The 12,579-nt window shown below is 58.6% G+C and carries 10 protein-coding genes; 4 read left to right on the top strand and 6 right to left on the bottom strand.

Annotated elements, in window-relative coordinates; translation table 11 throughout:
- Positions 1 to 9: 9 nt before the first annotated feature.
- Both NHG65_RS13550 and NHG65_RS13545 read left to right on the top strand, forming a co-directional pair.
- Positions 10 to 906 (top strand): alpha/beta fold hydrolase, encoded by an 897-nt coding sequence (locus NHG65_RS13550; RefSeq protein WP_099062968.1) that lies wholly within the window; start codon positions 10 to 12, stop codon positions 904 to 906.
- Positions 896 to 1,804, top strand: a complete 909-nt coding sequence (locus NHG65_RS13545; RefSeq protein ID WP_099062969.1) for an alpha/beta hydrolase — start codon at positions 896 to 898, stop codon at positions 1,802 to 1,804. Before NHG65_RS13550 ends, NHG65_RS13545 begins: the two co-directional genes overlap by 11 nt.
- A 47-nt stretch (positions 1,805 to 1,851) precedes the next feature.
- Here the strand turns inward: NHG65_RS13545 and NHG65_RS13540 are convergent, their stop codons facing one another.
- Positions 1,852 to 3,285, bottom strand: coding sequence for an NAD-dependent succinate-semialdehyde dehydrogenase (locus NHG65_RS13540; protein WP_499182302.1), 1,434 nt, complete (start codon positions 3,283 to 3,285; stop codon positions 1,852 to 1,854).
- A 214-nt stretch (positions 3,286 to 3,499) separates the two neighbouring features.
- Between NHG65_RS13540 and NHG65_RS13535 the strand changes: the two genes are divergently transcribed.
- On the top strand, positions 3,500 to 4,327 hold the full coding sequence (locus NHG65_RS13535; protein WP_099062971.1) for an AraC family transcriptional regulator: 828 nt from the start codon (positions 3,500 to 3,502) through the stop codon (positions 4,325 to 4,327).
- Between the two features lie 83 nt (positions 4,328 to 4,410).
- The gene (locus tag NHG65_RS13530; protein WP_099062972.1) at positions 4,411 to 5,376 is read left to right on the top strand and encodes a DMT family transporter; all 966 of its coding nucleotides are present in this window, start codon (positions 4,411 to 4,413) and stop codon (positions 5,374 to 5,376) included.
- A 31-nt stretch (positions 5,377 to 5,407) separates the two neighbouring features.
- On the opposite strand, the gene fusA is transcribed toward NHG65_RS13530, so the two are convergent.
- The 5 genes from fusA to NHG65_RS13505 form a co-directional block, all read right to left on the bottom strand.
- Entirely contained in the window at positions 5,408 to 7,477 is a 2,070-nt protein-coding gene (gene fusA, locus NHG65_RS13525) for an elongation factor G (RefSeq protein WP_499182301.1), read from the bottom strand.
- A gap of 257 nt (positions 7,478 to 7,734) precedes the next feature.
- A complete protein-coding gene (locus NHG65_RS13520; protein WP_099062974.1) occupies positions 7,735 to 8,772 on the bottom strand; it encodes an ABC transporter ATP-binding protein in 1,038 nt (345 codons plus the stop codon).
- Entirely contained in the window at positions 8,769 to 10,352 is a 1,584-nt protein-coding gene (locus tag NHG65_RS13515; protein ID WP_099062975.1) for an ABC transporter permease, read from the bottom strand. The genes NHG65_RS13520 and NHG65_RS13515 overlap by 4 nt, the downstream gene beginning before the upstream one ends.
- A gap of 33 nt (positions 10,353 to 10,385) precedes the next feature.
- Positions 10,386 to 11,402, bottom strand: a complete 1,017-nt coding sequence (locus NHG65_RS13510; protein ID WP_219016320.1) for an iron ABC transporter substrate-binding protein — start codon at positions 11,400 to 11,402, stop codon at positions 10,386 to 10,388.
- A gap of 248 nt (positions 11,403 to 11,650) precedes the next feature.
- Positions 11,651 to 12,535 (bottom strand): LysR substrate-binding domain-containing protein, encoded by an 885-nt coding sequence (locus NHG65_RS13505; RefSeq protein WP_099062977.1) that lies wholly within the window; start codon positions 12,533 to 12,535, stop codon positions 11,651 to 11,653.
- Positions 12,536 to 12,579: the final 44 nt, after the last annotated feature.

The raw sequence follows: 12,579 nt of genomic DNA, 5'->3' as shown, positions 1-12,579 counted from the left end.
AGAACACCAATGACACTGCAAAATAACGGGCCCATGCTGAATGGACCTGAACCCGAACACGTCTATGCGCGGGTAAATGGCAACCGTATTCACTGTGTGACGCTTGGCGAGGGGCAGCCGGTATTGCTGATCCCCGGCTGGCCGCAAACCTGGTACACCTGGCGGCATGTGATGCAGCCGCTGGCGGCGGCAGGCTTTAAGGCGATAGCGGTGGATCCGCCGGGCATTGGCGATTCCGACAAGCCTTGTGGCGGCTATGACACCGGCAGCGTGGCCGCCACGCTACACCAGACCATGCTGCAACTTGGGCATGCGCGTTATCAACTGGTTGGTCATGATATTGGCATGTGGATCGGTTATGCGATGGCGAGTGATTTTCCGCAGGCGGTAACGGGACTGGTACTGACGGAAGCGGTGATCCCGGGGTTGGCCCCGGCGCCGCCGATTTTTGTGCCGGCGGAGCAAAACATTTTCCTGTGGCACTTCATGTTCAACCAACTGGCAGACCTGCCGGAGGCGTTGACGTTAGGGCGTGAGAGGGAGTATCTCAGCTATATCTTTAACCGCTGGTCCTACCGGCGCGATAGGGTGGCGGCGGAAACTTACATCGCCGCCTATTCGGCACCGGGCAGCCTGCGGGCCGGATTTGATTACTACCGTGCCATTCCGGAAACCATTCGGCAAAACCAGCGCCGCGCTGAAACTCCGCTCGGTATGCCGGTGATGACCATTGGTGCGGAACATGCAACCGGTGATGCGCCCTTTGTTACCTTACGGGATAACGCCGTTAATCTGCGCGGTGAGACGGTCGCCGACTGCGGCCATTTCATTACCGAAGAGTGCCATGAGGCATTTATTGCCCTGGTGGTGCCTTTCTTGCTGGGGAGTCAGGCTGATGCTGCTTGATCCACAGATTGCCCGTTTTCTGGCGGAAACGGCGGGGGCCGCAGCACCGGCTTCCCTGGCGGAGATGCGCGCCGCCGCCGAGGCCGGGCTGTTGGCATTGCAGGGCGAGGGTGAAGCCAGCGGCGGTGTCAGGGATGGGACGGTGACCGCCAATGACGGGCACGAGATCGCCATTCGCGCCTATATGCCCCTGGGGGCGGTAGCGGATGAACCGATGCCTGCGATGCTATACGCCCACGGCGGCGGTTGGTGCCTGGGCTCGCTGGCGTTATATGACCGACCTTGTCAGGCGCTGGCTAACGCTAGCGGGCGGCTGATCCTGTCGGTTGATTACCGACTGGCACCGGAGCACCCTTATCCACGGCCGTTGGAGGATGTGTATCAGGCGCTGTGCGAGGTGGTTGAACGGGCCGATGAGTGGGGGATCGATGCCTCGCGGATTGCGGTGGGGGGTGACAGCGCCGGGGGTAATCTGGCGGCAGCCGTTACGCTGTTGGCCCGTGACCGGGGTGGCCCATCGATTGAGCATCAGCTTTTGCTGTATCCGGCGTTAAGCCGTGCGATGGATACGGCCAGCTATCAGCAATATGAACAGGGTTTCTTTTTGACGCGCGAGGTAATGGAATTTTGCTGGCACCAGTATCTGGCTGAAGAAGTTCAGGGGCACGAACTCTACGCTGAACCCTTGCATGCCGCGACGTTGCGGCGATTACCCCCGGCGACCATTTTGAGCTGCGAGTACGATCCATTACGCGATGAGGCTGAGCATTATGCACAGCGGCTGCGGGAGGATGGGGTAGCGGTACGTTGTGAGCGGTTACCGGGCATGGTGCATGCCTGCATTCATATGCTGGGCTTAACCCCGGCAGCGCGAGTGTTATTCGATAAGGTTGGTTGAAAAAAATGCCCCGTATAGAACGGGGCATTGGTCGTTGCCTGTGTTAATTATCGACCGGCGACGGTAACAAAGCGGGTTTCCAGATAGGATTCGATGGCTTCGCTGCCGCCTTCGGTACCGTGACCGGAGTCTTTCACGCCGCCAAACGGCGTTTCCGGCAGGCCGAAACCGATATGGTTGATGCTCAGCATGCCGCTTTCCACATCACGCCCCAATGCCGTTACCGTAGCGATGCTGCGGCTGTAGGCATAGGCCGCCAGACCGTAAGGCAGGCGATTGGCCTCGGCGATGGCTTCCTCATAGGTCGCGAACGGACGCAGCAGGGCGACCGGGCCAAAGGGTTCTTCCGACATTGCCCGGGCGCTCAGTGGCACGTCGCGCAACACCGTCGGCTCAAAGAAATTACCGGGGCTAGCTACGCGCTTGCCGCCGGTAGTGGCTTTGGCACCCTCGGCGATAGCATCTTCCACAAAGGCCTCAATGGCGTCCACGCTGCGTTGTAGCACCATGGGTCCCATGGTCACGCCTTCCTGCAAACCGTTACCCAGCTTGATTTCACGCACCGCGGCGGTGAATTTCTCGACAAAGGCTTCATAAACGCCTTGCTGGATCAGGAAACGGGTCGGGGCAATGCACACCTGCCCGGCGTTACGGAACTTGGCCAATGCCAGTTCTTTGGCGGCCGCATCGAGGTCGGCATCGTCAAAAATCAATACCGGCGCATGACCGCCCAGCTCCATGGTGGCTTTTTTCATATGCTGACCGGCCAGTGCCGCCAGATGTTTGCCGACGCGGGTTGAGCCGGTGAACGAGATCTTGCGAATGGTCGGATGCGGGATCAGGTATTCAGAGATTTCCGCCGGGGTACCGTACACCAGCGCGATCACGCCGGCTGGAACACCTGCGTCGGCAAAGGCTCTGATCAGCTCCGCCGGTGAGGCCGGGGTTTCTTCCGGCCCTTTGATGATGATTGAGCAACCCGCGGCCAGCGCGGCGGACAGCTTGCGCACGATCTGGTTAATCGGGAAGTTCCACGGAGTAAAGGCCGCGACTGGCCCTACCGGCAACTTCAGGGTTTGCTGCTGAACGTCCCGGCTGCGGGACGGGATGATCTGGCCGTAGGTACGGCTGGCTTCACCGGCAAACCAGTCAATCACGTCCGCCGAGTTAAGAATTTCGACCTTGGCCTGCGCCACCGGTTTGCCCTGTTCCTGGCTCATGATCGCGGCGATTTGCTCTGCCCGTTCACGAAACAGTGCAGCGGCCTTACGCATCAGGTTTGCCCGCTGGTAAGCGGAGGTTTCACGCCAGACTTTAAAACCGCGTTCGGTCGCAGCCAGCGCCAGATCGAGATCGGCCGTGGTGGCATGTGCCACGCTGCCAATCACCTCATCGGTAGCGGGGTTGGTGACCGGCGTGGTTTTGCCGGCCACTGCGTTGCGCCATTGTCCGTCGATATAGAGTTGAGTATCTGGATACATTGTTGCCTCTTACTTTCAGGGGGGTTAAAGACGGTTTCCCACTCTGTGGCGGGATAATCAACAGGTCGGCGCTGACTTGCAGGCACCAGACGCTGGATAAAATACCCTACGCGCAATGAGCATCAGCGTCCAGAGCACCGCGTGCGCCACTACTCAAAGCCCGTCGCTTTGACTATCATACAGCCACGAGCGGCATTGAAGCAGGGTGGTACGGGTGCAGGGTGTTCCACAGCAGTTTCCCTTTGAAAAAGACAGCGCGCAGTTCCGGCAGTTATCGCAGGTGCCGGGCGTAGAGCTTTATCACGCCCATATTGAGCGTTATGCCTTTGAGCCGCACACCCATAATGCCTTTGCCATAGGTACCGTCGATTTTGGCGCTGAGCGTTTTCGCTATCGTGGGGCGCAACATCGGGCGGCACCGGGTTCACTGGTGCTGATGAACCCGGATGAGCTGCATACCGGCGAGGCAGAAACCGCTGGCGGCTGGAATTATCGTATGCTTTATCTGGAGCCGGCCACGCTGGAGCGGCTGTCTGGCGAGCAGGGGTTCTGGTTCACCGATGCGGTACGCCAGGATCCGCAGGCGGCGCAGCAATTGTCGGCCGCGCTGGCGGCACTGTGGCAAGCCGATGACGCACTGACCATTGACCACCTGTTACTGCAGGTGATTGCCATTTTTCGCCCGCATATTCAGGCCGCCCGGCCGCTGAAGGCGGAAGCCGCGCACCGTTTTGATATCGTCAAAAGCTATCTGCAAGATAACTTCGCCACCGTCATTACGTTGGATCAGTTGGCGGCACTGGTTTCCCTCAGCCCCTATCATTTCCAGCGCAAATTCAAAGCCGAATACCATGTATCCCCTCAACAGATGCTGATGGCGATCCGTCTGTCACAGGCCAAACAGATGCTGGGGCGTGGTATGCCTGCGGCGCAAGTGGCGGTGGCGGCGGGGCTAACCGATCAGGCCCATTTGACCCGGGCTTTCGCCAACCGTTACGGTGTCACGCCAGTGCGTTATCAAAAGCAGGTTACGGCCCGCTAAAACAGCAACCTGCTACAATATTCCTTCGCCAAAGTCGGCTAGCCTGACCCCAGGTTTTATTCACGGGTTCTGATGGAGTCACTATGTTTGCTGGCGTGTTATTTGCCCTGTCTGCGGGCTTGATGTGGGGCTTGATTTTTGTTGGCCCGGTGCTGATCCCGGAATATCCGGCGGCGTTACAGTCCACCGGCCGCTACCTGGCCTTTGGCTTAATCGCTTTGCCGTTGGCGTGGCTGGATCGTCAGCGACTGAAAAAGTTACGGCGTAACGACTGGCGGGAGGCGCTGAAGCTGACGGCGATCGGTAACCTGCTGTATTACCTGTGCCTGGCCAGCGCCATTCAGCGCACCGGGGCACCGGTATCCACCATGATTATCGGCACGTTGCCGGTGGTGATCTCGGTGACCGCCAACCTGTTTTACAGCCGGCACGACGGACGCCTTTCCTGGCGCAAACTGACGCCGGCGCTGATATTAATCGCCTGTGGACTGGCGCTGGTTAACGTTGCCGAACTGCAGGGCAATAGCGCACCGGTTGACGTCTGGCGTTATACCAGCGGGCTGGGGTTGGCGCTGGTCGCCGTGGCATGCTGGACCTGGTTCCCCCTACGCAATGCCCGTTGGCTGCGGGAAAACCCTAACCAAAGGCCTGCCACCTGGGCGACCGCGCAGGGCCTGGTCACCTTGCCGCTGGCACTGGTTGGTTATCTGTTGGTCTGTGGCCAATTGGCGCTCACCCAGCCGGCGTTTGCGCTGCCGTTTGGGCCAAGGCCGGAGGTGTTTTTGCCCTTGATGATCGCTATCGGCATGCTGTGTTCCTGGATAGGTGCGCTGTGCTGGAATGAGGCGAGCCAGCGCTTGCCTACGGTGTTGGTGGGGCCGCTGATTGTCTTCGAAATTCTGGCGGGGCTGGCTTACACCTTTATGCTGCGTCAGGCCTGGCCGCCGCTGTTGACGCTGGGCGGTATTGCCTGCCTGATTATCGGGGTGGTGTACGCGATGCGGATTAAGCCGCAGCCGGTGGTGGTGTCTCTGGCCGCGAAAGAGTGAAGCCTGCCGCTGGGGGCGGCAGGCGATGAGGTTATTTTTTACTGTGGTGAATGATCTCTTCAGCCACGTTGCGCGGCGCTTCGGCGTAGTGGCTGAATTCCATGGTGTAGGTAGCACGCCCCTGCGACATTGAGCGCAGCGTGGTGGAATAGCCGAACATCTCGGACAGCGGTACCTTGGCGTGAATTTCTTTGCCGCCACCGCCCGGGATATCCTCCATCCCCTGTACCATACCGCGTCGTGACGACAGGTCGCCCATCACGCTACCGGCGTAGTCTTCGGGCGTTTCTACCTCTACCGACATGATCGGCTCGAGGATCGCCGGATCGGCCTGGCGGCAGGCCTGTTCCGAAGAGTCGACGTCGTGGTAAGAGCCGAAGGTCAGGTGTACCTTGACATCCACCACCTGATAACCGGCCAGTACGCCATTACTCAGCGCCTCCAGCAGGCCTTTTTTCACCGCCGGGATAAACTCGCCCGGGATCACGCCGCCTTTGATCTCATCTAAAAACTCGAAGCCTTTGCCCGGTTCATTCGGTTCAACCGTCAACACCACGTGGCCGTACTGGCCTTTACCGCCAGACTGGCGCACAAACTTGCCTTCCACATCGGTAACGCGCTTGCGGATAGTCTCGCGGTAAGACACCTGAGGTTTGCCGGTGGTGGTTTCCACACCAAACTCGCGGCGCATGCGGTCGACGATGATCTCCAGGTGCAATTCGCCCATGCCGTAAATAATGGTCTGGCCGGAATCCTCATCGGTGCGCACGCGGAACGACGGATCTTCGGAGGTGAGACGCTGCAGCGCAATGCCCATTTTCTCCTGGTCGGCTTTGGTTTTCGGCTCGATCGCCTGTGCGATCACTGGTTCCGGGAAGACCATTTTTTCCAACGTGATGATGGCAGCCGGATCACACAACGTATCGCCGGTGGTGACGTCTTTTAGCCCCACGCAGGCGGCGATATCACCGGCGTGCAGTTCCTCGACATCCTTGCGATCGTTAGCGTGCATTTGCACGATGCGGCCGATGCGCTCTTTCTTGTCTTTTACCGGGTTGTAGACGCTGCTGCCTTTGGTTAGCACGCCGGAATAAACCCGCACAAAGGTTAGCTGGCCGACGAAGGGGTCGGTCATCAGTTTGAACGCCAGCGCCGAGAATTTTTCATCATCGGCGGCACGGCGGATAACGATATTGTCGTGCTGGTCATGGCCTTCCATTGGCGGAACGTCGAGCGGTGAGGGCATCAGTTCGATTACCGCATCCAGCATGCGCTGCACGCCTTTGTTACGAAAAGCCGAGCCGCACAGCATTGGCTGGATTTCACCGGCCACGGTACGCAGGCGCAGGCCGCGGACGATCTCTTCTTCGCTCAACGGCACCTGATTGAGGTATTTGTCCATCAACTCTTCCGAGCCTTCGGCGGCGGCTTCGATCATTTTGTCCCGCCATTCCTGTGCGGAATCGCGCAGTTCGGCGGGGATCTCTTCAAAGCTGAAGCTCATACCCTGGGACGCCTCGTCCCACAGGATGGCTTTCATACGCACCAAATCCACCACGCCGGTGAAATGGTCTTCGGCACCTATCGGGATGACGATCGGTACCGGGTTGGCTTTCAGGCGGTCGATCATCATTTTGCGCACGCGGAAAAAGTCAGCGCCAACGCGGTCCATTTTATTGACGAACGCCAGCCGCGGCACCTTGTATTTATTGGCCTGTCGCCAGACGGTTTCTGACTGTGGTTGTACGCCGCCCACCGAGTCATAAACCATCACCGCACCGTCCAGGACGCGCATGGAACGCTCGACCTCAATGGTGAAGTCCACGTGCCCCGGGGTGTCGATAATATTGATGCGATGCTGCGGATAATTATGCTGCATGCCGTTCCAGAAACAGGTGGTCGCCGCCGAGGTAATGGTAATCCCGCGTTCCTGCTCCTGTGCCATCCAGTCCATGGTGGCGGCGCCGTCGTGCACTTCGCCCAGCTTGTGACTGACCCCGGTGTAAAACAGAATCCGCTCGGTGGTGGTGGTTTTGCCGGCATCAATGTGCGCCGAGATGCCGATATTGCGGTAGCGTTCGAGGGGGGTAGTACGTGCCATAATTAACCTTTCTTAGCCGCATTAAAGAACAGCGGCTCAAACAGTATGAATAATTATGATAATCCTCTGTGGGTTATCTCCGGACGGGCGAATGATTACACCGGTCACAGACTAATCGTAGTTGATGAAGGGGGTTTTAGTATTCGATGGCTGCGATAGGTTTTATCTTTCTGAACGGCGGGGAAGTAGACGGCTAATAAAGTTGGCTTTGGCCAACTGGCCTGAATAGCTGGGGCACCAAAGCGCCCCTTGCTGTATTACTCGGCAAAGATATGCGCCTGGCCGATGATATTCAGACTGACGTGAGAACCGGCGCGAATACCTTCGCGGCTGACGGTTTTAATCTCGATTGCGGTATCACTGCCGGTCATGCGCAGGTTTAAGGTGGAGACAAAACCGGCGAAATCGATACTGGTCACCATCGCCTGGCTCTGCTGCTGTGCCTCGCACTGGCTGATTTGGATCTGTTCCGGACGCAGCATGATGCGGGCAGGGCCACGGCGCTGACGATCGTCCACGGCAATTCGCCCGAGCACGCAATCGGCCCAGCCTTGCTCAAGCTCGGCGGAAAGCACCAGCGTTTCACCTAAAAAGGTGGCGGTCGGCTCGTCCACCGGGCGCAGATAGAGATCCTGCGGCGGTCCAACCTGCGCCAACCGCCCGTTGCGCATCACCGCCACCTGATCGGCAAACGACAGGGCTTCGGTCTGATCGTGGGTCACCAGAATCGAGGCAACTTTGGCTTCGGCCAGCAACTCCGCCACGGCTTTGCGGGTCGCGGCGCGCAGGCCGGTATCGAGCGCGGAGAAGGGTTCGTCCAACAACATCAGCTTGGGCTGCTGAGACAGGGCGCGAGCCAGGGCCACTCGTTGTTGCTGCCCACCGGAAAGCTCGTGTGGCCACAATGCCCCCAGACGACGATCCAGCGCCACCATTTCCATCAGCGCATCAATACGCAGTTGCTTGTCACGCTTGCTGCCTTTCAGGCCGAAACCGATATTGCCGGCCACGGTAAAGTGCGGGAATAACGCGCCGTCCTGCGGTACAAAACCTATACCACGCAGGTGTGCCGGTACCCAGCCACTGCCGTTGGCCATCGGTTGGCCCTGCAGCATCACCTGGCCGCTGTCCGGTATTTCAAAACCGGCAATGATACGCAGCAGGGTGGTTTTCCCTGAGCCGGAAGGGCCGACAATCGCGGTGCGGCTGCCCTGTTCGACTCGCAAGTCAACATGCTCCAGCACCTTGACCGAATTATAGGATTTACCGATGCCTTGCAGTTCAAGCGTGCTCATAATCCCGCCGTACGTTTGGATTGAGAATAAAGAAGCCAGGTCAGTGGCAGAGACAATGCCACCATAATCAGGGCGTAGGGCGCGGCCGCCACATAGTCAATTTCGCTGGTCAGCGCCCAGAAGCCGGTAGCCAACGTACGGGTGCCATTGGGGGCCAGCAGCAGCGTCGCGGTCAGCTCATTGGAGATTGCCAGGAATACCAGTGCCGCACCGGCGGCGGCGCCAGGCGCGGCCAGACGCAGCGTGGTGCTCCACAGCGCCTGTGCCGGTGAGCGACCAAGACTGCGGGCCACGTTTTCCAGCTCTACCGGGGCCTGAGCAATACCGGCGCGCAGGTTGATCAGGGCGCGTGGCATAAACATCAGCAAATAGGCCAGCAGCAGGGTGATTTCAGTCTGATAAATAGGCCGGAAGCTGTGAATGGTGATGGTCACCAGCGCCAGCGCCACCACAATGCCGGGCAGCGAACTGGTGACGTAATTGCAGCCTTCCAGCACCCGATACAGTCGGGCCGGGTAGCGTACCGACAGCCAGGCCATCGGGATGGCGCACAGGGTGATCAACAACGCCCCGCTGGCGGCCAGTGACAGCGTTTGCAGCAATGCCGGCAGCAGTTCGGCGTTGCGCCATACTTCGATCCCGCCCAGGGTCAGCCAGCGGGCCAGCGTAATAAAGGGCACGCCCAGCGCCAATGCGGTGAGACTCAGGGGCAACAGCAGGCCGAACAGGGTAGCGAGGAGGCCAAGGCGATAGGCCGTTTGACTGCGCGCACTGCCGGAACCGACGCGGGCATAACGCGCCCGGCCGCGGCTGGCAGCCTCCAGCATCAGTAACCCCAGACAGCACAGCACCAGTACCCCGGCCAGCATATTGGCCGCCGGGCCGTTAAAGGTGGACTGGAACTGATCGAAAATGGCGGTGGTGAAGGTGTCAAAGCGGATCATCGCATACAGGCCATATTCGGCCAGCAAATGCAGCGCGATCAGTAGCGAACCGCCCCAAATCGCCAGTTTGAGCTGCGGCAACACCACGCGGAAAAATACCGCCAGCGGTCGCGTGCCGAGCGAAGTGGCAACGTCTTCAATTCCGGGATCCAACCGGCGTAACACCGCAGCGGCCGGCAGGTAAATAAACGGGAAGTAGGCGATGACCGAAATGAAGACTCCGGCACCGAGCCCATGCATTGAGGGGACCAGGCTGATCCAGGCGTAGCTTTGCACGAACGCCGGAACCGCCAGCGGCGCGGTCGCCAGCAGTGACCAAATGCGACGGCCCGGCAGCGAAGTGCGTTCGGTCAACCAGGCCAGCGTTACCCCCAGAATGGCGCAAATCGGCAACGTGAACACCACCAACAGCAGGGTATTCAACAGCAGTTCGGCCACCCGGGGGCGGAATACCAGCGCTTTCACCGTTGACCAACCGGTTTCAAACGCCACGCTAATGACAAAACCCAACGGCAACAACGCCAACAGGGAAAATAAAATGGCGGCCGCGACGATAAACAGCCCTGGCCGTTGATGGCGGCGGGCCGAAGCATAGCGTGGCGCCGTGCCTGCGGCGTTGAAACCGATATTGGACATAGGGTTAAAAGCTCTCTGTACTGATCAACCGGCTTACATCAACCCGGCTTCGGTCATCAATTCGACCACTTTTTTGCCATTCAGCGCGGAAGCGTCAACTTTTGGCGCGTCCAGCTCTTTCAGCGGAACCAGTTTCGGGTTAGAAGCCGCGTTGACGCCAACCGCATATTCGAAGGCGTTGTTGGTGCGCAGGATCTCCTGACCGTTTTTACCAGTGATCCACTTAACGAACTCTTGTGCCTGCTGTTGGTGCTTGCTGGAGGCCAGCACACCGCCACCGGAGATGCTGACGAACGCGCCCGGATCCTGGTGTTTGAAGTAATAAAGCTTGATATTTTTACTGTTCTCGCCGGTTTTGGCACCGTCGACGAACGGATAATAGTGGTAGATAACGCCGCTGTCGATTTGGCCGGCATTGACCGCTTTCATCACGGTGCTGTTGCCTTTATAGGCGGTGAAGTTGGTTTTCATCGCTTTCAGCCATTCCAGCGTGGCTTTTTCGCCTTTCAGTTCAAGCAAAGCACTGACAATTGCCTGGAAATCCGCCCCGGAAGGCGAGGCAGCCCAGCGGCCTTTCCATTCTGGCTTGGCCAGATCCAGCAGCGATTTGGGCAACTGCGCTTCGGTCAGTTTCGCCGGGTTGTAGACGAACACCGTTGAGCGGGCGGCTATGCCGATCCAGCGGCCGTGCTGCGGACGGTATTGCGGTTCAACCTGCGCCAGCGTGGTGGCATCCAACGGGGCAAACAGTTTGGCGTTATCCACCAACACCATCGCCGGGGAGTTTTCCGTCAGAAACACGTCGGCAGGGGACGCGCTGCCTTCCTGCACCAGTTGGTTGCCCAACTCGCTGTCGCCGCCGTTACGCAGGGTCACTTTAATGCCGGTGTCTTTGGTAAAGCCATCCACCCAGGATTTCACCAGGTTTTCGTGCTGGGCGTTATAAATAACAATGCCTTCATCCTGGGATGCCGCATTGGCCGACAACGCCAGCATCATGGACGACGCCAACAGGGCAATCGGGCCGAGAGAAGAAAAACGCAGCTTCATACAGTCATCCTTTTTTATTGAGGGAGTGCAGAGAAGTACAGTCAACAAGGCCTGACGGGCGTCGGGCTGCCCTGATTGTATATAAGAACATTAATAATGATAGTGAAAACGATTCGTATTAATTTATTTTTAGATTTCGCTCACTAATTATCTTGTCTTAAGGAAAAATTAAGTTTCGCCATTATTACGGAGTCCGATAACCTATTTCATAACTGTTTGTATTGTTTAAAAGTCATGTCTGCGGACCCTTAACGCTTCATTTCTGCCGCCACCCAGTCGGCCAGTTGTGCCACGGTTTGCGGGTGCTGGCCATCAGGATTACTGACGAAATAGTGTGCGGCACCCGGCAACGCCATATTGAACGGGGCGACCAATAGTCCAGTGTTCAGCGCGTGTTGAACCATTAACTGACTGACGATCGCTACTCCCTGACCGGCAATCGCGGCCTGAATGGCGTGTGCTTCGTCGGTGAAACGGGGCCCGGCGTCAATCTGCAATGCCGCCGGACCAAACTCGCTGCGCCAATGCTGCCAGTCTGGCGCCGGTTGGGGAACCCGACGGCCATCGGTATGGATCAGCGTGGCCTGCAGCAGATCCTCCGGCGTTTTCAGGGTTAGCTGCGGACTGGCGACCAGCACAAAACTGTCCTGATACAGCAAGCGCGGTGTCAACTGCGCGCCAGGCTCGGCACCATAACGCAGGGCAACATCTATCTGTCTGCTACGCAGATCCACGATGCCGTCATCGGCATGCAGCCGCAGGTCAATATTGGGGAACTGACGCATCAGCGCCGGCAGCCGGGGGACCAGCCAGTGGCTGATCATCGCGGTGGTGGCGGTTAGCGTCAGGACTCTGGGCCGCTGCCTCTCTCCAATCTTTTCCGCCGCGGCTTGCAACAGGGCGAAAGCCTGAGCGGTCGCCTGCTGCAAAACCTTTCCGTCAGCGGTCAGTTCCACTTTGCGTGGCGTTCTTTCAAACACACTGACCTCCAGCAGGCCTTCCAGCAGCCGGATTTGGTGGCTGATGGCCGTGGGTGATACCCCGATTTCTTCGGCGGCCAGCTTAAAGCTTTGCAGCCTGGCGACCGCATCAAAAGCCCGCAGTGCACCCAGCGGCGGCAGTTTTCTTTTCATGGTGAGTTATTTTCATCTTTGGCTGAAAACTATGACTTTGAATT

The organism is Serratia myotis (assembly GCF_027474885.1).
Lineage (GTDB): Bacteria > Pseudomonadota > Gammaproteobacteria > Enterobacterales > Enterobacteriaceae > Serratia > Serratia proteamaculans.
This window is presented reverse-complemented; position numbering and strand designations above follow the sequence as displayed.

Bases quoted from the DNA above. Each gene is read 5' to 3' on its own strand.
- NHG65_RS13550 (WP_099062968.1), top strand. From the start codon at position 10: ATGACACTGCAAAATAACGGGCCCATGCTGAATGGACCTGAACCCGAA.
- NHG65_RS13545 (WP_099062969.1), top strand. From the start codon at position 896: ATGCTGCTTGATCCACAGATTGCCCGTTTTCTGGCGGAAACGGCGGGG.
- NHG65_RS13540 (WP_499182302.1), bottom strand. From the start codon at position 3,285: ATGTATCCAGATACTCAACTCTATATCGACGGACAATGGCGCAACGCA.
- NHG65_RS13530 (WP_099062972.1), top strand. From the start codon at position 4,411: ATGTTTGCTGGCGTGTTATTTGCCCTGTCTGCGGGCTTGATGTGGGGC.
- fusA (WP_499182301.1), bottom strand. From the start codon at position 7,477: ATGGCACGTACTACCCCCCTCGAACGCTACCGCAATATCGGCATCTCG.
- NHG65_RS13520 (WP_099062974.1), bottom strand. From the start codon at position 8,772: ATGAGCACGCTTGAACTGCAAGGCATCGGTAAATCCTATAATTCGGTC.
- NHG65_RS13515 (WP_099062975.1), bottom strand. From the start codon at position 10,352: ATGTCCAATATCGGTTTCAACGCCGCAGGCACGGCGCCACGCTATGCT.
- NHG65_RS13510 (WP_219016320.1), bottom strand. From the start codon at position 11,402: ATGAAGCTGCGTTTTTCTTCTCTCGGCCCGATTGCCCTGTTGGCGTCG.
- NHG65_RS13505 (WP_099062977.1), bottom strand. From the start codon at position 12,535: ATGAAAAGAAAACTGCCGCCGCTGGGTGCACTGCGGGCTTTTGATGCG.